This window comes from Pseudomonas alliivorans (assembly GCF_017826695.1).
Taxonomy (GTDB): Bacteria; Pseudomonadota; Gammaproteobacteria; order Pseudomonadales; family Pseudomonadaceae; genus Aquipseudomonas; species Aquipseudomonas alliivorans.
On the sequence record NZ_JAFFZW010000003.1, the window covers coordinates 21,232 to 41,181 of the forward strand.

Consider the following 19,950-nt stretch of genomic DNA (forward strand, 5'->3'; position numbering starts at 1 on the left):
AGGACAATGGGACCGCTTTCGTAGCGCTTACTTTGTAGGGCCTCTGGGCTTAGGTGGCCCTTTGGACTCTGATAGCAATCGGCTGTACGCATCCTCTAAGCCTTCTCGAGTTTGGGCGGGCAATGCTGGTTTCTTCTCTCGCTTGGGCTTCGAAGGGAGATTGGACGGTGAACCCGGTGGATGGAGCAGCTCGAAAGTCTTGCGCTCCTCGGCTGTAAGGGATGAAACAAAAATCTTCTCGCTCACCCGTAAAGCACGATCGTCCTTGGCAAAGCTCAAGACGTTTGATGGCATCGGCACCGGGAACGGGCAACGAAGGTCAGGCCTGCCCCCGGTTTTGCTCTTATGAACGCTGAGGCGAATTAGCTCCTCGACGTCGTCCCTACTGCTGGAGTAAGCGGCTGAAAGGTATGCCTTGTTGACGTCCTCCAAAGTAATCGTATGGCGACGGGCTGCACGGGCCTCAAGATACGCCACCTTGATCAGTTGAACCGCCAGACGCTTTATACCGAACGTCCAGCGATACAGCTCATGTACCAGGGCACAGGGATCTGCAGATACGCGCCCCCCGCTCACGCGTATGCATTCTAGAACATACTCCTTCCAGGCCTTCGAGTCAGGATGGTCCGGTAGCATCACACGGGGTTCAGAGAGAAGCCGTTGCTTGTCCTCACTGTTCCTTGTCAGCAATTTGTGACCCAGGCTGTAGTTGGCTACATAGATCATCGGAACCCCAAGCCCGGCCATGGTGAGGAGAATATCCGTAACGCGGGCCCCCCCTTGGCCAGTGCTCTGATGCTGCATCTCTTCGAGCATCATTAGTGATACACCATCACGATTAACCCTACGCCGGCACTCCGTCAGTAGCTTTGATGTATTCGCTCTAACTCCTGTCGCGTCGCCACCGAGGAAGTCTTCCAACAGCTGTCTGCCGCCAGCTTTACCCCTCGCGCTGGCGTACCAGTACGAGATTAATATATGAGGTTCGTGGTAATGAGCGGATGCATATGGTGCAGGTCCAGGCATCACCTTCATCAGCGCACTGATAGTTTGGCTCTTCCCAACCCCTGCAAGGCCGGTGAGGCAGATAGGAAAGGCCTCGTTCTCAGGGGGGTGATACAGCCGACGCTGATATTGCTGGTCCGTGGAGAAACTCTCAGCCGAAAAGCTGCGCGCACGATCAACGCTGTCTTTGATGAAGTCCAAAGAAAACTGGTTGGGAAGGAAAATCGTCTTCAGTACCTCTGACAAACGCTCAGCGGCCAATCCAGGACTCAACTCTTCAAGCCCGGTCACCGGATCAGGTTGCACTGTAATCAAACTCCGGATATCAGCCAGCGTGTCCAGCCCGTCAAAGCGCGCAGAAAAGATGTTAGTCATTGCCTTTCCCCATCAACCGCTTCTGGTCGGCGGCATCACGTTCAGACGCTCCTCCCTTCGCAGGACGCCCAAGCTTGCGGGTACCACTGTCCCAGGCTTTGCCTGTAGCGTGAAGAAATTGGGCATTGCGATCCTGAAGGATTGCGGGCTGCTCTTCACGAAGCTGCGCATTGCCACGCAGCCGATTCTCATTGAGCACCTGAAGATCCGACAGCGAAATGTCGACGCTGCTGGGATGGACGCTCGCCGGCTTTACAAAGTCCAACTCGTACAAAACGCCTTCTAATTCGATCCAGATATGTCTAACACACATGGTCATCACATAAGCTGTGACCGGTATCTGGCCATTGAGCGCAATGCGGTCAAAAACCGAGGTATCAATCAGCTTCGATGAATTGTACTTACGACCATAAAAATAAACCCCACTCCTTTTGATGTGCGCCGGATGAGGTGTCAGGAATTCTCTCACGGCGTAGTCAAAAGTTACCTCCGTGCCGGAATCGTAACCAAGATCACTGTAGAACTTGTAAATGTTATGTGGGGTGGGGCTGAAGCCCACATCTAGCATCTCAGGTGTCATCTTCCCTTCAGCATCTGAAGCATGGTTATCGTAAATAGCTTGTAGAATATGCCGCTTGCATATCTCCACAAAGTTGAGCGAGCTATGAAAGTGTGTTGGCTGATCATTGTCGGACTTAGTCCGAGGATGTGACGATTCAACCGTGGCCTTCGACTGACCCGAGTGGGTAGGAGTCAGCTCAAGTCTGGATAACCAACTCATCATTTCGTCACGGGCCACTGCTTCTGAACGAGTCGGTACGCCCATGGTAGAGCCTGGCCCACGGTCGAAGACGATGTTTTGCGGCAGACCGTAAGTAGGCCAGTCTTCTTTTCTGATAGTCAGGCCGAACAACGACGCAAATTTGACCTTGCTTATGGCCATCGAGAACAGGGCCATGCGGTAAGCTTCCATGGTTTCTTTGTTTTCGGAGAAACCCAAGGCGACGACGGCACCAGACTGGCCACACACCCCTCGAACTATACAGGCCGAATCCATAGCGGATCCTTCGAGCAAGCCAGATATCTTGCCTTTGGGGTTGTAGCCGTCAAACTCAACAACTTGGTTTACATTGACCAAGTCATGGGAAAAGCTCCCAACAAACCCGGACTTAGCTCGAGCCCCACTGGTACCTCTACGTGCTTTCCTATACGCCTTCGTACTTATCGCCTGACCAAGGTAGTAATCGTACTGTCCTTTTGTGGGGAAAGGCTTACCTTCGGGATGATAGAACTTCTTATTTCCTGTCGATGTTGTAAAAGGAACACAACCGAATTCACCGACCAGCACTGCACCAAAGATTTCAGCGTCAGATTTAGTTTTATCGTTGTATTTGATGAACCCGTCCAGGATAGAAGCCTGCATTTCGGCCGTAGCAGGGGATCGGGATTTGCGTCCTGACTTTGGCGGCCTTCCCAACATTTGCCCGTCTGCGTTCTGTTCCCTTTTGCCTCTACCGCAGCGGTCGAACTTGGGCATAAGCGCCCACTTCGAGCGGCCGAACACTAGATAGCTAAAAAACCAAAACCTCAACCGGGCTGCATTCTGAGAAGGTGACTGATTGGCAGCATGAGCGTTGATGATCGATTCGGGATTGTCGTTCGAGAGGATCTCTTCAGCATGATCTACCAACTCCGCTATGGCGAGGTAACGCTTGTTAACCATCTCATCGTAGCTTTTCGTTGCCCTTACCCGATCTTTTTCCAATTGATCCACTGAAATGCCCCGGATGGCCATTAACCAAGGAGGTGTGGCGTCACTACCGCATTCCACAAGATCACCATTGGTCAGGGCCAGATCAAATTCAGGCCGGGAAAGCGTTAGCAAACTCGCAGTGGTGCCCTCTTCATCAAAAAATACAAGGCGTGCCCTGTTTGCCCTGCCGTCACCTGCAAGGAAATAGTATTCGACATCCTTCGTCAGCCCTTTGAATCCTTCAGGTGCTCTCAGCTTAGAACCAGTGATCATTCGGGCAGCCCGGCAAAAAGTGAGCTATAGACCCGCAGAACATCCGGCGCATCCGTCACCAATGGATGATCGATAAGTATCGGGTCAAACAAACTGACCGGTAGTTTGCGCTCCCATATGTCTTTGTAGATCTTCGTCAGAAACAGATCACGCCGCCCCCACCGCTGTCCGTACATCAACGCAACGGACGCTACTGGTCTCCCTTGGGTGACACAGTCTTCGATGTCGTGTGAGAAATCCTCGAGAAGATTTGATTCGAGGCTGATCTCGCGATCATGGTAGCCATACAGAAGATCCAAGTTGGCCACTAGGACTGGGTCCAGCAGATCCCTGGAAACCCTCACAGTCCTGATGCCTGCACTGTGGTAGTAAATCTCTTCCAAGGCGTGCCGTAAGCGAGCTTTCTCGCGGTTTTCTTTCTGTTTCGCCAAGCTCTTCAAACTTCCCCGAGCGACCTCATCAAAATCCATCGCATTCAACTTTACTGTCCAGTTCACGGCATAGGGGTCCGAGCCTTGCGGCTGGATATAGAGAAGCAGATCGCCCAAATAGGGGTGGGGAACCCTCTGGCGCTCACCATCATCGTAGGTCACGACAGCTGTAGCGTGTTTGAGACCGATTTCCTCTGCAACCAATGATGTTCCCTTCACTGGCAGAAGTTTCAGCCCAGCAGCTAAGGGGTTTCCTTGAAGTGGATGAACTTGTGGAATGGGGCTGAGCATTTTCTGCTCATGCAACTCGAACACGTCGGGATTATAAAGAGCGAGTTGTGCGAAGATTCTTTCAGGGGTAGAAAGAAGATGCAGTGCTCGTCCAAGCTTCCTGCTATTAAGGCGGCATATACGAGAGCCCTTGGGCGCTTCACCAGGGACCGCATAAATTCCGGATAAGTAAATATCTCCCCATTTGAAACGGCCTTGTCGGCCTATTATGCGGAGTAACGATTTTTTTAGATCCACTTATGTTATCTACCATCCATTCAATCCTTAGCAGGTGACGAATAACAGTCCACCTACATCGGTTGAATAAGCCATCCAATAGCGCGGGCACGGCGATAGCTACACCACGCGCAGTATACTTTTCTGGAGACGAGCGGAGCCGTGCAGGGCTTGACGCCCTACGCGAGGGGATAGACAATGGATTCGTCAGGAGTCGAAAGCTGACTTATCCTCAAAGGCCCAAGGTCACACTTGGGCCTTTGTCTATCTGGCTCCTGGGTTTTCTATCCAGATTCCATGTTGTGGTTCCTCAAGCTTCAGTAATAGGCACTCAAACTATCTCGTTTGAGATAGCTGCACTTTCATAGCAACCTCGACGTTAATTAGGCAGAATTTGCATCGGTCGTTTGTAATGCATCTTCAGATTCAGTACTGCCTTTAGTAAACGTCAATTAATGATGCATGGTACCGCTGAAAAATGTCGGTTGACAACTGGAATAAAACAGCTAAGTTGCGCCTCCGCCGGCGCTTTTTTACTGACTTCCCAGTATTTTCGGTGCTTGTAGCGCCAAAAACCCACATGCATAGATGACCCGGTAATTAAAAAAATCTGGTAAATCCCCCCAGTTATGGGACCTACGATTCGTGAATAATCGCCTACCTGTTTAGGCGAAATTGATCCGTAGCACGAGTAGCTGGCAGCTAAACTCATTTCCTCTGTTTCCGCTCGGAGGCCACATGAGCGTCACTTCAGGTCAGGAATGGGTGAGAGGGCAATTCCCTCGGCTGGACTGGCTACCCGACGAAACACTATTCAGCCTATGCAGTCGACAGCATCTGGTAATGGGTAACCTGGACCCTGCGACTACATCGACTTCCGTGCTGGGCCTATCTGAGAAATTTATAAAGCATGATATTCCTTGCGGCATAGCAGCTTTAGAACAGAATGGATTTCATTATTGGGGAAACGCTGAATCGATTCTCCTACATCACACAATATTCTCAGTATTTATACCGTTCCAAAATAAAACCAAAATTGAAGATGCAATAATAACTATAAAAGGCGATCGAATTGATTCACTTAAATATCGACTTGGCTTGGTGTCAAGTGGTTTTGGCGCTGAACATCCGTTGAAAGCATGTCCGTATTGTATGCGCGAGGATGTGTACGCACATGGTATAGCTTACTGGCACCTCACACACCAATATCCAGGTGTGTTGATCTGTCCACGCCACCAAGCTTGGCTCATGGTATCCACCAAAAGTAGGCGGTGGTCAGGTAGGTTTGAATGGTCGCTACCTACCAAGGACTGCTTGATCCAACAGGCCTCCTCACAGAAGCTGTGGTTACGCCCGGCTTTCCTGAACTTGGCAAACAATGTCATCGATCTTGCGGTCATCGGCAGAGTAATGTCCCTCGAGTCCTGCACCGTCGCTGCGACCTATCGAAAAGCTGTGCTCCAAGGGGGTAGATCTGCATCGCTGCTTGATCGCATAGAGCCGCTTCGCCGCTTTCATCTGTTTGAATCATTGCCGGAAGATGAGAAAAGCACTGAGTCATTTATGAACCAGCTTATCCGTACCCCCCGCAGAAGCATTCATCCTTTGAAGCATCTGCTACTGATTGATTGGCTATTTGATGACCTGCGCTCGTTCCTGAAGGCCTACGACGCTGAAGTCGCCAGATTAGTCCAGCGAGTCGCTAGCACTCCATCGCGAAAACCTGATGAGCAAGTCTCGCTTTCAAACGCTGCGGCTCCAACCAAAAACACTCCAAGGCCCAAACGATTAAAAGGCCAGCTTAAAGAGGTTCTGCTCTCAAAACTGGGCAAGGGCATTCCGAAACAGAAGCTTTGTAAAGAGCTTGATATCTCGGTCTCAACGATCAATAGGTTGTTGCGTGCCAATCCAGTTACCAATGCCCTGGCTATTGAAGCTAGGAACAGCCGGGAACTAGCGGAGCACAGAGCGCAGTGGCAATACCTACACAATTTGCATCCTGAACTGGGGGTCCAGGCTTTGAGAAACACCATTCCTTCTATCTATGCCTGGCTTTATAGAAACGACAAAGCATGGTTGATGGCCAAAGAGCAAACCTTCGTCAAACCGGCCAAAGTGGAAAAACACCCCATTGACTGGGAGGCCCGGGATTCTCGGCTGCTCAGCATGATACGAACGGCGTACGAGGCGATTACTGGACTGCAGCGCGGTCCAGTCACTACAACCGAGCTTTACGCCCGGGTTCCCATGCTCTCGTCTTGCTTGGAAAATCGGAACCGATACCCCGCCTCAAGAGCATTCTTATCCACGGTGCTGCATCGCTCCAAGTCGAAGGTCCTTCACGACCACGTGCAATGCGGTAAGGCCAGCGGATTTCGGTAGCCCCTCACGCTAGCTGAAGAAACGAACGAGGTGTAAGGACATGAGTAAGATTTCGATCCTAGGATTGGCCCTTTCGCGCCCGCCAGCATGCTGGAGCTCAACATACCGTGGCTACGAGTTCAGACGGGTACAAGTCTTGATGCAGGCAAGTCACACCTTAGGAAACCGTAAAAGCGCCGATAGGTGGCTCGGTTCACCAGTACTTGCGCTCAACCGACGCAGCCCTTGCGAGATGCTGACCAAACCTAGCGGGTATCCCGAGGTTCGAGACGTATTGCTCAGAATTGAACACGGAGTCTATATGTGACCTGTTCTGGCTCCCTAGCGGCCTGAGAGAGGAAAAGCGGTGCTCACCGCCAGGGATTGAGCTGTTGATCCTATAGTATGACGGGGATATCGATACTCATGGGAATCACTTTATTGGAGGTTAGTCCTCGTAGCGTACATTTAGAGCGGAAACCTATTTCCGTCTGTAAACACCCGGCGGCGCTTTCTTGACTAGCTCGGGTCGAGGTTGAGGACCTTTTCTTTTTGGTCGCTCAAAACTACAGCAGGGATAATACACTGGCCGCCAATCCCACATCCGTAAAAAGTCCCTAGCAGGGAACGGACAACACCAGACACCAACACCTTGGTCATAGTTTTCTTCAACGAAATGTGTTGACTCTTGATGTCCTGCTATATAAGTAGACCATAATGTCTCCACTGGGCGAACTTCGTCCCCATACGACTTCACGTCAATGACAAAGTCAGCAAATCTTTCATAGACTCCCAATATAGCCTGAATAATAAAATCAGTAGTTTCTCCATGTGGCAGCCTGTTCCTAGACCTGGCCTCTTGGACAATCTCTAGCCGCCGTTTAATTGTATATCCTAGAGGCTGGTTGTATCTGGAGTTCCAAATTTTAAGCTTTAGTTTGTCATTTTGATGGACTTTCTCATCCAAGGCTGCAAGAACTGCCTCCTCAGAGAGGTGATGGGTGGCTGACAGGATCTCTGCAAAGAATTGAGCTTTCTTCAGCTCAAATTGGTCTGCGTTCAACATCACTGAGCTATCTTTAAACTGCTGTCCCTCACAGTTAGCCCACATCACATTCAGATCATGGCCACCATGGCGGAACGGCTTGTCACAGTATGGGCAGCGTTTGACTAACTCTACATTGTGCTCAGCACAGACTTTCAGCTCACAACAGTGAGCACGTCGCCAAAAGGAGAACCCTAAGCGTTCAACATCTTCGGCAACACAAACTGGGCAAAATCCGGCCTGGGTACTATCGGAACTATAGAGATTCGGACGACCTATATATTCGTCCCTAGAGTAGGAAATATCTTGAATATTTTTAAAAATCTCTTTTAACGGATAATCAGTATGCTTATGAAGAATTTTGTTAAAGCCGTAGCAACCAATCCATCCCTGCGTTCCGGCGATTGACAAAATATCCGTGCTTAAGATGCAGTTTTTGGGAAACTTCCGAAAAACCTCCTCGGAAGAATGTTTCCCTTTAATAAAAAGAGTTCTTGCCACAAAGGAACGCACCGTCTCCTCAGGCTGAATAGCTAAGATCATTTGCTCGTCTAAACCTTGAAGTGCGTCCCGAGCACGGTGGCCCGGACAAAGCGTCACCGGCTCCTCAATCGCGGGGGATCGAAGGCGCCAGCGACAGACTTTATTTATTTCCGACAGACTTTATTTCGTAGCTTCAACAAACTATAGCGTTGTGGATAACTACTCCACCGTCACCGACTTCGCCAGGTTCCTCGGCTGATCCACATCCGTGCCCTTCAACACCGCCACGTAGTACGAAAGCAGCTGCAACGGGATGGTGTACAGAATCGGCGCCAGGGCATCGATGATGTGTGGCATCGCGACGACGTGAGTGCCTTCGCCGTTTTTCATGCCGGCCTGTTCGTCAGCGAACACCACCAGTTCCCCGCCACGTGCACGGACTTCCTGCAGGTTGGATTTGAGTTTTTCCAGCAGTTCGTTGTTCGGCGCGACGGTGACCACAGGCATGTCGGCGTCGACCAGCGCCAGCGGGCCGTGTTTGAGTTCGCCGGCCGGGTAGGCTTCGGCGTGGATGTAGGAGATTTCCTTGAGCTTGAGCGCACCTTCCATCGCGACCGGGAACTGCGCGCCGCGACCGAGGAATAGGGTGTGGTGCTTCTCGGCAAACAGCTCGGCGACTTTCTCGACGGTAGTGTCCATCGCCAGTGCTTCGCCCAGGCGGGTTGGCAGACGGCGCAGTTCGTCGACGAGTTGCGCTTCGACGCCCGCTTCCAGTGAGCCTTTGACCTGCCCCAGCGACAGGGTCAGCAGCAACAGGGCAACCAGTTGGGTGGTGAATGCCTTGGTGGAGGCGACGCCGATTTCCGGTCCGGCCTGGGTGAGCAGGGTCAGGTCGGATTCACGCACCAGTGAGCTGATGCCCACGTTGCAGATCGCGAGGCTGGCCAGGAAGCCCAGTTCCTTGGCGTTGCGCAGTGCGGCCAGGGTGTCGGCGGTTTCGCCGGACTGGGAGATCGAAACGAACAGGGTGTCCGGCTGGACCACGACCTTGCGATAGCGGAATTCGCTGGCGACTTCGACCTGACATGGAATTCCGGCCAGACCTTCGAGCCAGTAACGCGCAACCATACCGGCGTGATAGCTGGTACCGCACGCCACGATCTGCACGTTGCGTACCTTGGCGAACAGCTCGGCGGCCTGTGGACCAAAGGCATGGACCAGCACCTGTTGCTGGCCGAGACGACCTTCGAGCGTGCGCTGCACGACCTTGGGCTGCTCATGGATCTCCTTGAGCATGAAGTGGCGGTACTCGCCTTTGTCAGCCGCTTCGGCACCTTCGTGGTATTGCACGACCTCACGCTCGACCGGCAGACCGTCCACGCTCCAGATCTGCACGCTGTCGCGGCGGATTTCGGCGATATCACCCTCTTCCAGGTACACGAAGCGGTCAGTGACCTGACGCAAGGCAAGCTGGTCGGAGGCGAGGAAGTTCTCGCCCAGGCCCATGCCGATCACCAACGGACTGCCGCTACGTGCCGCCAGCAGACGATCCGGTTGTGCAGCGCTGATCACTGCCAGTCCGTAAGCACCGTGCAGTTCCTTGACCGCAGATTTCAGGGCAGTCGCCAGATCCGGCGTGTCCTTCAGCCTGTGATGCAACAGGTGAACGATGACTTCGGTATCGGTATCGGACGAGAACACATAGCCCAAAGCCTTGAGCCGCTCGCGAAGGGCTTCATGGTTTTCGATGATGCCGTTGTGGACAACTGCCAGCTCGTTGGCCGAGAAATGGGGATGGGCGTTTCGCTCGCACGGCGCACCGTGGGTGGCCCAACGGGTGTGGGCAATGCCCAGACGACCGACCAGAGGCTCGCCGGCCAGTGCCTGCTCGAGCTCGCTGACCTTGCCCGAACGACGGCAACGCTCAAGCGTGCCTTCGTTACTGAAAACGGCCACGCCTGCGCTGTCATAGCCGCGGTATTCAAGACGCTTCAGGCCTTCGAGCAAAATGGCCGTGATATTACGTTCGGCGACTGCGCCAACGATTCCACACATGGTTCTCTCCTAGCTGACAGCGGCACAAATCAGATTGATGCCGCGGGCCTGTATCTGGTCGCGCGCCTCGGTGGGCAGACGATCATCGGTAATAAGGGTGTGGATACTGCTCCAGGGCAGCTCCAGATTGGGGATCTTGCGGCCGACCTTGTCGGCTTCGACCATCACGACGACTTCCCGGGCGACTTCGGCCATGACGCGGCTCAGGCCCAGTAATTCGTTGAAGGTCGTGGTGCCACGGATCAGATCGATCCCGTCGGCACCGATGAACAATTGATCGAAATCATAGGAGCGCAGCACCTGTTCGGCGACCTGCCCCTGGAAGGATTCGGAATGCGGGTCCCACGTTCCACCCGTCATCAGCAACACAGGCTCGTGCTCCAGCTCAGTCAGGGCTCGGGCGACGTGCATCGAGTTAGTCATGACCACCAGGCCAGGCTGCGCGCCCAGTTCGGGGATCAACGCTGCGGTAGTACTGCCGCTGTCGACGATGATTCGGGCGTGCTCGCGAATGCGGGTGACGGCAGCGCGGGCAATGGCCTGTTTGTATCTGGAAACCGGTTGAGCCCCCTCGCTGATCAGCTCATGCGGCAACGTGACGGCGCCGCCATAACGACGTAGCAGCAGGCCGTTGGCTTCGAGTGCGGCGAGGTCCTTTCGAATCGTAACTTCGGATGTTTCGAAGCGTCTGGCCAGATCGTCCACACTGACCTCGCCTTGCTCATTGAGCATGGCAAGGATGTTGTGACGGCGTTGAGGAGTATTGCGCTTCGACATGACTGCCTTAAGTTTCGTTTCGAAAGATAACGAAGGCAATCAAAACCTATTTGGCAGGATTGGTCAAGCGTCGAAGATAACCAGAAAGATATCCACACGCTGACCGACAGGAGAGGATCAGCGGAGGACACTGGATGTGGATAACTCAGTCTTTCCTGATTTTCACCGGGCGCTTCCAGCCTTCGATGTTGCGCTGACGGGCTCGGGCGACGCCGAGTTGCTGAGCGGGAACCGCCTGGGTGATGGTAGAACCTGCGGCTGTGGTCGCGCCGTCCAGAATATCCACAGGTGCCACCAGCGAATTGTTAGACCCGATGAATACGTCGGCGCCCAACACGGTCCGGTGTTTGTTAGCGCCATCATAGTTGCAGGTAATGGTGCCAGCGCCGATGTTGGTACGTGCGCCCACTTCGGCGTCACCCAGGTAAGTCAGGTGCCCGACTTTCGCACCTTCACCCAGCACGGCATTCTTCAGCTCGACAAAGTTACCCACATGCGCCTTAGAGCCCAGCACGCTGCCAGGACGCAAACGTGCGAAAGGTCCGGCATCGCTACCTTCGCCCAGCACCGCGCCCTCGATATGACTGTTGGCCTTCACCACTACGCCCTTACGCAAGGTGCTGTCCTTGATGACGCAGTTCGGGCCGATGACCACGTCATCCTCGATTACCACTTTGCCTTCCAGCACCACGTTGATGTCGATCATCACGTCACGTCCGACACTGACGTCACCGCGCACATCAAAGCGCGCTGGATCACGCAATGTCACACCAGCCGCCATCAGACGACGCGCCTCGCGTCGCTGATAATGACGCTCGAGATCCGAGAGCTGCCTGCGATCATTGGCGCCCTGCACTTCCATCACATCGTGCGGCTGCTCGGTGGCGACAATCAGGCCGTCATTGACCGCCATGGCGATCACGTCTGTCAGGTAGTACTCGCCTTGTGCGTTGTCGTTGGACAGCCGTCCCAGCCATTCGGCCAGGCGCTTGCCAGGGACGGCAAGAATGCCGGTATTACCCTCATTGATTGCGCGCTGTGCCTCACTGGCATCCTTGTGCTCGACGATGGCCGATACCCGACCCTGTTCGTCACGGACGATACGGCCATAGCCTGTCGGATCATCCAGGGTAACGGTCAGCAAGCCCAGTTGCTCGGGGGTCACCCGCTTGAGCAGACGATGCAGGGTCTCCACCTCAATCAACGGCACATCGCCGTACAGAATCAGCACGGTGTCCGCTGTCAACGCAGGCAGCGCCTGTGCCACGGCATGCCCGGTGCCCAGCTGCTTGTCCTGCATCACGAAATTCAGGTCGTCGGCAGCCAGTTGCTCACGGACCGACTCTGCGCCGAAACCGATCACCACATGAATGCCCACTGGGGATAACTGCCGGGCGCTGTGGATAACATGGCCGAGCATGGAGTTGCCGGCAACGGGATGAAGCACCTTCGGCAAGGCCGAACGCATCCGGGTACCTTGGCCAGCAGCAAGAATAACGATATCGAGGGACATGAGGACTACCAACTGAGCGGCGCGGCAATCAAGACCAGCAGCCGGGGACGGGCTTATTCTGAAAAAAGAAAAAGGGTAGCCGAGGCTACCCTTTTTCTCAATCGCGCATGAAGCAGCGGGGTTAGCCGCCAAACTTCTTGCGAATTTGCTGAACGGTACGCAGCTGGGCTGCGGCCTCGGCCAGACGAGCAGTAGCAGATCCGTAGTCGAAGTCTGCGCCTTTCTCGTTCAGGGCCTTCTCGGCAGCCTTTACAGCTGCTTGAGCGGAGGCTTCGTCCAGGTCGGCAGCACGTTGCACTGTATCGGCAAGCACCTTGACCATGTTCGGCTGAACCTCAAGGAAACCACCGGAGATGTAGAACACCTCGGCTTCCCCACCCTGCTTGATCAAGCGGATCGGGCCCGGCTTCAGATCAGTGATCAGCGGCGCGTGGCCTGGAGCGATACCGATATCACCCAGGTTACCGTGCGCAATCACCATCTCGACCAGACCGGAGAAGATTTCCCCTTCCGCGCTGACGATGTCGCAATGGACTGTCATAGCCATTTGCTTGCCTCAACCTGATTAGCGCCCGTTTCCGGGCGCCGGGATTACAGTTTCTTGGCTTTCTCGATCGCTTCTTCGATGCCGCCGACCATGTAGAACGCTTGTTCTGGCAGGTGGTCGTAGTCACCGTTGAGGATGCCTTTGAAGCCAGCAATGGTGTCTTTCAGGGAAACGTATTTACCCGAAGCACCGGTGAAGACTTCTGCCACGAAGAAAGGCTGGGACAGGAAGCGCTGGATCTTACGAGCACGGTTAACCAACTGCTTGTCGGTCTCCGACAGCTCGTCCATACCCAGGATCGCGATGATGTCTTTCAGCTCTTTGTAACGCTGCAACACGTACTGAACGCCGCGAGCGGTGTCGTAGTGTTCCTGGCCGATAACGTTCGGGTCCAGCTGGCGCGAAGTCGAGTCGAGTGGGTCGACCGCCGGGTAGATACCCAGGGAGGCGATGTCACGGGACAGTACGACGGTTGCGTCCAAGTGGGCAAACGTGGTCGCTGGCGACGGGTCGGTCAAGTCGTCCGCTGGTACGTATACCGCCTGGATCGAGGTGATCGAACCGTTCTTGGTCGAAGTGATGCGCTCTTGCAGAGTACCCATCTCTTCGGCCAGGGTCGGCTGGTAACCTACTGCAGAAGGCATACGGCCCAGCAGTGCGGATACTTCAGTACCGGCCAGTGTGTAACGGTAGATGTTGTCGACGAACAGCAGAACGTCGTTACCTTCGTCACGGAACTTCTCGGCCATGGTCAGGCCGGTCAGGGCTACGCGCAGACGGTTACCCGGCGGCTCGTTCATCTGGCCATAGACCAGAGCAACCTTGTCCAGAACGTTGGAATCCTTCATCTCGTGGTAGAAGTCGTTACCCTCACGAGTACGCTCACCCACACCGGCGAACACGGAATAACCGCTGTGCTCGATGGCGATGTTACGGATCAGTTCCATCATGTTTACGGTCTTGCCGACACCGGCACCACCGAACAGACCGACTTTACCGCCTTTGGCGAACGGGCAGACCAGGTCGATAACCTTGATGCCTGTTTCCAGCAGATCGTTGCCGCCCGCTTGCTCAGCGAAGGTTGGCGCAGGACGGTGAATGCCCCAGCGTTCTTCGGTGGCGATCGGACCCGCTTCGTCGATCGGGTTGCCCAGTACGTCCATGATCCGGCCCAGAGTCGCTTTACCGACGGGTACGGAGATGGCTGCGCCGGAGTCTGTTACTTCCAGACCACGCTTCAAGCCCTCGGTGGAGCCCATTGCAATGGTACGAACCACGCCGTCGCCCAGCTGCTGCTGAACTTCGAGGGTGGTTTCTGCCGCGCTCTGTACTTTCAGCGCGTTGTAGATACTCGGTACGCTATCGCGTGGAAATTCCACGTCGATCACGGCGCCGATGATTTGAACGATACGTCCGCTACTCATTAGCTGGTTCCTCTAATATTTGAACCGTTAAACCGCGGCAGCGCCGCCGACGATTTCCGAGATCTCTTGGGTGATCGCTGCCTGACGCGCCTTGTTGTAGATCAGCTGCAAATCGCTGATCAGATCACCGGCGTTGTCGGTGGCGTTCTTCATTGCAATCATCCGCGCCGCTTGTTCAGCTGCGTTGTTCTCGACCACCGCCTGGTACACCTGCGACTCAACGTAGCGAACCATCAAGCCATCGAGCAGCTCTTTGGCATCGGGTTCGTAGAGATAGTCCCAGTGGTGCTTGAGTTCCTGATCCGGGGTTGCCACCAGCGGAATCAATTGCTCCACCGTTGGCTGTTGCGTCATGGTGTTGATGAACTTGTTGGATACCACGGACAGGCGATCAATACGGCCATCCAGGTAGGCATCCAGCATCACCTTGACGCTGCCGATCAAGTCATTGATCGACGGCTCTTCGCCCAGGTGGCTGATTGCAGCGACGACGTTACCGCCGAAGTTGCGGAAAAATGCCGCACCTTTGCTGCCAACCACGCACAGATCGATCTCTACGCCGTTTTCACGGTTTACCGCCATGTCCTTGACCAAAGCCTTGAACAGGTTGGTATTCAAGCCGCCGCACAGACCACGGTCACTGCTCACCACGACATAACCGACACGCTTTACTTCGCGCTCGATCATGAAAGGGTGGCGATATTCCGGGTTAGCGTTGGCAAGATGACCAATCACCTGGCGGATACGATCCGCGTAAGGACGGCTAGCAGCCATGCGCATTTGAGCCTTGCGCATTTTGCTGACCGCCACTTTTTCCATGGCGCTGGTGATCTTTTGCGTGCTTTTGATGCTCGCAATCTTGCTGCGAATCTCTTTTGCGCCTGCCATGTAACACCTATCAGGTTAGCAAGCGGGAGCCTTCCGGCCCCCGCTGCGGCTTACCAGGTTTGGGTGGCCTTGAACTTCTCGATGCCGGCTTTCATGCCAGAATCGATTTCGTCATTGAAGTCACCCTTCACGTTGATCTTCGCCATCAAATCGGCGTGATCGCGGTTGAAGTAAGCAATCAGCGCTTGTTCAAAGCTGCCAATCTTGGCGATTTCGATGTCGGTCAGGAACCCACGCTCAGCGGCATACAGCGACAGCGCCATGTCAGCGATCGACATTGGTGCGTATTGCTTCTGCTTCATCAGCTCGGTAACGCGCTGACCATGCTCAAGTTGCTTACGGGTCGCTTCGTCCAGGTCAGAAGCGAACTGGGCGAATGCCGCCAGTTCACGGTACTGAGCCAGAGCGGTACGGATACCACCGGAGAGCTTCTTGATGATCTTGGTCTGAGCGGCACCACCTACACGCGATACCGAAACACCGGCGTTCACAGCTGGACGGATGCCAGAGTTGAACATGGCCGATTCCAGGAAGATCTGACCGTCGGTGATGGAAATCACGTTGGTCGGAACGAACGCGGAAACGTCGCCAGCCTGGGTTTCGATGATCGGCAGTGCAGTCAGGGAACCGGTTTTTCCGGTCACTGCGCCATTGGTGAACTTCTCTACGTATTCTTCGGAAACACGCGATGCGCGCTCCAGCAGACGGGAGTGGAGATAGAACACGTCACCCGGGTAGGCTTCACGGCCTGGTGGACGGCGCAGCAGCAGGGAAATCTGGCGGTAAGCCACTGCTTGCTTGGAGAGATCGTCATAAACGATCAGCGCGTCTTCACCGCGGTCGCGGAAGAATTCACCCATGGTGCAACCCGAGTACGGTGCAAGGAATTGCAGCGCAGCGGATTCGGAAGCACTTGCAGCCACGACGATGGTGTTAGCCAATGCGCCGTTTTCTTCGAGCTTGCGAACAACGTTGGCGATGGTCGATTGTTTCTGACCAATTGCCACGTAGACGCAGAAGATGCCGCTGTCTTTCTGGTTGATGATTGCGTCGATGGCCAGAGCGGTCTTACCGATCTGACGGTCACCGATGATCAGCTCACGCTGGCCACGGCCGACTGGAATCATGGCATCGACAGCCTTGTAGCCAGTCTGTACAGGCTGGTCTACCGACTTACGCCAGATCACGCCTGGAGCAACTTTCTCGACCGCATCGGTCTCGGTGTTGTTCAGCGGACCTTTGCCGTCAACTGGGTTACCCAGTGCATCGACCACGCGACCCAGCAGTTCCTTACCAACCGGAACCTCCAGGATGCGGCCAGTGCACTTGGCGCTCATGCCTTCAGCCAGAGTCGTGTAAGCGCCCAGTACAACGGCACCCACGGAGTCTTGCTCAAGGTTCAGCGCCATACCGTAGACGCCGTCCGGAAACTCGATCATCTCGCCGTACATTACGTCGGCCAGACCGTGAATCCGCACGATACCGTCAGACACGCTGACGACTGTGCCTTCGTTACGGGCTTGGGAGGTTACATCGAGCTTCTCGATGCGACCCTTGATGATTTCACTTATTTCGGAAGGATTGAGTTGCTGCATTGCTCTGCTGCCCCTTCAAACTCAAGATTTCAATGCTTCGGCTAGTTGCGCGATTTTGCCGCGAACTGAGCCATCGATAACCAGGTCGCCGGCGCGGATTACGACACCACCGATAAGGGTGGCATCCTCCGCAGCATGCAGGCGCACTTCCCGGCCGAGCCGTGCACTGAGAACCTTGGCGAGTTTGTCTTGCTGTTCTTGGTTCAATGCGAAAGCACTGGTGACATCCACATCGACCGATTTTTCCTGCTCGGCCTTGTACAGGTCGAACAGCTCGGCGATCTCCGGCAGAAGCGGGAGACGGTCGTTTTCAGCAACGACGTGGATGAAATTCTGTGCCTTGGCATCGAACTTGTCGCCACACACTTCAATAAAAGTGGTGGCCTTTTGTGCGCTCGTCAGTCGCGGGGCCTTGAGCATGCGCTGCATGGTGTCGTCTTGCGACACCGCAGCAGCCAGGCCGAGCATGGCTGACCAATTGGCCAGTTGCTGGTGGGCCTGCGCGTGCTCGAAGGCCGCCTTAGCGTAAGGTCGGGCCAACGTGGTCAGTTCTGCCATGATCGCCCTCGCTTAAATTTCAGCAGCCAGTTTGTTAACCAGCTCCGCGTGCGCGTTTTGATCGATTGTGGCACCCAGGATCTTCTCTGCACCATTGACTGCCAGGCTGCCCAACTGGGCGCGCAAGGCGTCTTTGACACCGTTCAGTTCCTGCTCGATCTCGGCCTGAGCCTGAGCCTTCACACGGTCAGCTTCAACGCGAGCCTGTTCACGGGCTTCGTCGACAATCTGAGTACCGCGTTTCTTGGCTTGCTCAATGATTTCAGCTGCTTGAGCCTTAGCTTCGCGCAGTTGTTGACCCACTTTGTCTTGGGCCAGCTCCAGGTCGCGAGCTGCTCGGGAAGCAGCGTCCAGTCCATCCGCGATCTTCTTCTGACGTTCGTGCAAAGCCGCGATGACCGGAGGCCACACGAACTTCATGCAGAACAGCACAAAAATGAAGAACGCAACGGACTGGCCAATCAGGGTTGCATTAATGTTCACGCCAACACCTCGCTCGTTCGTTGTCCATCACACCAATCAACTCGAAAATTCGAGTGATCAGCCAGCGAGTTGACCAACGAAGGGGTTCGCAAAGGTGAAGAACAGAGCGATACCAACACCGATCATGGTCACGGCGTCGAGCAGGCCCGCTACGATGAACATTTTAACTTGCAGCATTGGAACCATTTCCGGCTGACGCGCTGCGCCTTCCAGGAATTTGCCGCCCAACAGGCCGAAACCGATTGCAGTACCCAGTGCGCCCAGGCCGATCAACAGTGCAACAGCGATAGCGGTTAGACCAACTACAGTTTCCATCTTTCCTCCCGACTTTTACGTCGTATTGGTTAGGTTTTTTTAATTAAAGCGGTAAAGCAAAATCGTTTGTTACATCAGCCCTTGCGGGCACCGCCCCGCAGTTCGCGGGACGGTCATCAGATGCGCCCGGAGGCGAATCTCAATGGTTATCTTCGTGAGCCATCGACAGGTAGACGATGGTCAGCATCATGAAGATGAACGCTTGCAGGGTGATGATCAGGATGTGGAACACAGCCCATGCCCATTGCAGAACGATACCCAGTCCGCTCAGCCAGAGCAGACCGCTGCCGAACATGACGGCGATCAGGATGAATACCAGCTCGCCAGCATACATGTTGCCGAACAGACGCAGTGCCAGAGAAATCGGTTTGGCTACCAGCGTCACGAATTCCAGCAGGAAGTTGACCGGGATCAACAGAGCCTGAACGAAGATGTTCTTGCTGCCGAACGGGTGCAGGGTCAGTTCGCCGATAAAGCCGCCGATGCCCTTGACCTTGATGCTGTAGAAAATGATCAGTGCGAAAACCGACAGGGCCATGCCCAGTGTCGCGTTCGGGTCAGTGGTCGGTACGGCACGGAATGGAATGTGCTCGTCACCGGAGATCAGCATCGCCAACTGAGGAATCCAGTCAACCGGTACCAGGTCGACGGCGTTCATCAGGAATACCCAGACGAAAATGGTCAGGGCCAGTGGCGCGATGACCGCGCTGCGACCGTGGAAGCTGTCTTTCACGCTGCCGTCGACAAACTCGACCAGCACTTCAACGAAGTTCTGCAGGGCGCCCGGCTGGCCGGAAGTCGCCTTCTTGGCCGCCATGCGGAAAATCAGAACGAAAATCAGACCCAGCGCAACCGACCAGCCGAGGGTATCGACGTGGAAAGCCCAGAAACCCATTTCCTTGGCTTCTGCTGCGGTGTGGGCAAAGCCCCATTCGCCATTGGGCAGGTGCCCGAATGTCAGGTTCTGCAAGTGGTGCTGGATATAGCCCGAAGCTGTTTGCTCTGCCATGGTTGCCTCAAACGCCCTAAGGTCTCGAAAGTCTTGTTCTCGTAAGCAGTGGAGCGAACCAGTTGACCACCTGGATCAACATGAACACTCCGAAAACTGCCAGCGGTGCCAGCGGTTTCACGCCTGCAAACGTCAGTGCGAAAAGCACTGCCGTCAAAATAAGTTTGCCCGCCTCGCCGGCGTAAAACGACCGGACGATGGCTTGAGCGGCTCGGGCTCCGGAAAACCGGAATGCCTTGTGAGCGAAGTATAAATTGGGCAGCCAGGCTATCAGGCCTCCGCAGAGCCCCGAATATCCTGCTACGACTCCACGCCACTGCCACAGCGCCAACGCGGCTATCAGCAAGACGATCAATTGAGCCAGCAAAACCGGAAAAACCGCCAGGCGATGAAACGGCAAGCGGTCTGGCATGCGTGATTCCATCGCATTTGCTCCTTGGCTGTCGGTCGCCATCATCTGTAACTTGGCATAATTTGTGCCGACAAAATGCGCGCAGAGTATAGGGGCGGTTAAGTCCCTATTCAACAGTCAGGTAGTGATTTCCGACTATAC

The 19,950-nt window shown here is 54.7% G+C and carries 18 protein-coding genes; 2 read left to right on the plus strand and 16 right to left on the minus strand.

From position 1 onward, the window contains the following. Nucleotides 1–27: 27 nt before the first annotated feature. Genes JTJ32_RS09170 through JTJ32_RS09180 form a run of 3 tightly spaced genes read right to left on the minus strand, consistent with a single transcriptional unit; the run spans nt 28 to nt 4,128 of the window. Nucleotides 28–1,380: a hypothetical protein gene (locus JTJ32_RS09170; RefSeq protein WP_057006250.1), complete on the minus strand. Its 1,353-nt coding sequence runs from the start codon at nt 1,378–1,380 to the stop codon at nt 28–30. Then, nucleotides 1,373–3,406, minus strand: coding sequence for a TnsB C-terminal domain-containing protein (locus JTJ32_RS09175; RefSeq protein ID WP_057006249.1), 2,034 nt, complete (start codon nt 3,404–3,406; stop codon nt 1,373–1,375). Before JTJ32_RS09175 ends, JTJ32_RS09170 begins: the two co-directional genes overlap by 8 nt. Then, entirely contained in the window at nt 3,403–4,128 is a 726-nt protein-coding gene (locus tag JTJ32_RS09180) for a PDDEXK family nuclease (RefSeq protein WP_224791158.1), read from the minus strand. Before JTJ32_RS09180 ends, JTJ32_RS09175 begins: the two co-directional genes overlap by 4 nt. Nucleotides 4,129–5,082: 954 nt before the next feature. Between JTJ32_RS09180 and JTJ32_RS09185 the strand changes: the two genes are divergently transcribed. Beyond that, nucleotides 5,083–6,726: a TnsD family Tn7-like transposition protein gene (locus tag JTJ32_RS09185; RefSeq protein WP_082638305.1), complete on the plus strand. Its 1,644-nt coding sequence runs from the start codon at nt 5,083–5,085 to the stop codon at nt 6,724–6,726. A gap of 139 nt (nt 6,727–6,865) precedes the next feature. Beyond that, nucleotides 6,866–7,033 (plus strand): antitoxin Xre/MbcA/ParS toxin-binding domain-containing protein, encoded by a 168-nt coding sequence (locus tag JTJ32_RS26395; protein ID WP_228394574.1) that lies wholly within the window; start codon nt 6,866–6,868, stop codon nt 7,031–7,033. A 153-nt stretch (nt 7,034–7,186) separates the two neighbouring features. On the opposite strand, the gene JTJ32_RS09195 is transcribed toward JTJ32_RS26395, so the two are convergent. The 13 genes from JTJ32_RS09195 to JTJ32_RS09255 form a co-directional block, all read right to left on the minus strand. After that, on the minus strand, nt 7,187–8,293 hold the full coding sequence (locus JTJ32_RS09195) for a TniQ family protein (protein WP_053481462.1): 1,107 nt from the start codon (nt 8,291–8,293) through the stop codon (nt 7,187–7,189). Between the two features lie 159 nt (nt 8,294–8,452). Then, nucleotides 8,453–10,288, minus strand: a complete 1,836-nt coding sequence (glmS, locus tag JTJ32_RS09200) for a glutamine--fructose-6-phosphate transaminase (isomerizing) (RefSeq protein WP_210041855.1) — start codon at nt 10,286–10,288, stop codon at nt 8,453–8,455. A gap of 9 nt (nt 10,289–10,297) precedes the next feature. Further along, nucleotides 10,298–11,065 carry a DeoR/GlpR family DNA-binding transcription regulator gene (locus JTJ32_RS09205; RefSeq protein WP_184322456.1) on the minus strand — a complete coding sequence of 256 codons (768 nt, stop codon included), beginning with the start codon at nt 11,063–11,065 and terminating at the stop codon, nt 10,298–10,300. A 145-nt stretch (nt 11,066–11,210) separates the two neighbouring features. Then, a complete protein-coding gene (gene glmU, locus JTJ32_RS09210; RefSeq protein ID WP_210041856.1) occupies nt 11,211–12,578 on the minus strand; it encodes a bifunctional UDP-N-acetylglucosamine diphosphorylase/glucosamine-1-phosphate N-acetyltransferase GlmU in 1,368 nt (455 codons plus the stop codon). 121 nt (nt 12,579–12,699) lie between these two features. Beyond that, a complete protein-coding gene (locus JTJ32_RS09215) occupies nt 12,700–13,125 on the minus strand; it encodes a F0F1 ATP synthase subunit epsilon (RefSeq protein ID WP_004882435.1) in 426 nt (141 codons plus the stop codon). A 44-nt stretch (nt 13,126–13,169) separates the two neighbouring features. After that, a complete protein-coding gene (atpD, locus tag JTJ32_RS09220) occupies nt 13,170–14,549 on the minus strand; it encodes a F0F1 ATP synthase subunit beta (protein WP_025996049.1) in 1,380 nt (459 codons plus the stop codon). A gap of 27 nt (nt 14,550–14,576) precedes the next feature. Further along, complete coding sequence (atpG, locus tag JTJ32_RS09225) at nt 14,577–15,437, minus strand: F0F1 ATP synthase subunit gamma (protein WP_004882437.1); 861 nt, start codon at nt 15,435–15,437, stop codon at nt 14,577–14,579. A gap of 50 nt (nt 15,438–15,487) precedes the next feature. Then, on the minus strand, nt 15,488–17,032 hold the full coding sequence (atpA, locus tag JTJ32_RS09230) for a F0F1 ATP synthase subunit alpha (protein WP_025996048.1): 1,545 nt from the start codon (nt 17,030–17,032) through the stop codon (nt 15,488–15,490). 21 nt (nt 17,033–17,053) lie between these two features. Then, a complete protein-coding gene (locus JTJ32_RS09235) occupies nt 17,054–17,590 on the minus strand; it encodes a F0F1 ATP synthase subunit delta (RefSeq protein ID WP_004882439.1) in 537 nt (178 codons plus the stop codon). A gap of 12 nt (nt 17,591–17,602) precedes the next feature. After that, the gene (locus JTJ32_RS09240) at nt 17,603–18,073 is read right to left on the minus strand and encodes a F0F1 ATP synthase subunit B (protein WP_004882440.1); all 471 of its coding nucleotides are present in this window, start codon (nt 18,071–18,073) and stop codon (nt 17,603–17,605) included. 57 nt (nt 18,074–18,130) lie between these two features. Then, entirely contained in the window at nt 18,131–18,388 is a 258-nt protein-coding gene (atpE, locus tag JTJ32_RS09245) for a F0F1 ATP synthase subunit C (protein ID WP_002555987.1), read from the minus strand. Nucleotides 18,389–18,527: 139 nt separating this feature from the next. Further along, the gene (gene atpB / locus JTJ32_RS09250) at nt 18,528–19,397 is read right to left on the minus strand and encodes a F0F1 ATP synthase subunit A (RefSeq protein WP_004882441.1); all 870 of its coding nucleotides are present in this window, start codon (nt 19,395–19,397) and stop codon (nt 18,528–18,530) included. A gap of 16 nt (nt 19,398–19,413) precedes the next feature. Then, nucleotides 19,414–19,821 carry a F0F1 ATP synthase subunit I gene (locus tag JTJ32_RS09255; RefSeq protein WP_004882442.1) on the minus strand — a complete coding sequence of 136 codons (408 nt, stop codon included), beginning with the start codon at nt 19,819–19,821 and terminating at the stop codon, nt 19,414–19,416. Nucleotides 19,822–19,950 lie beyond the last annotated feature (129 nt).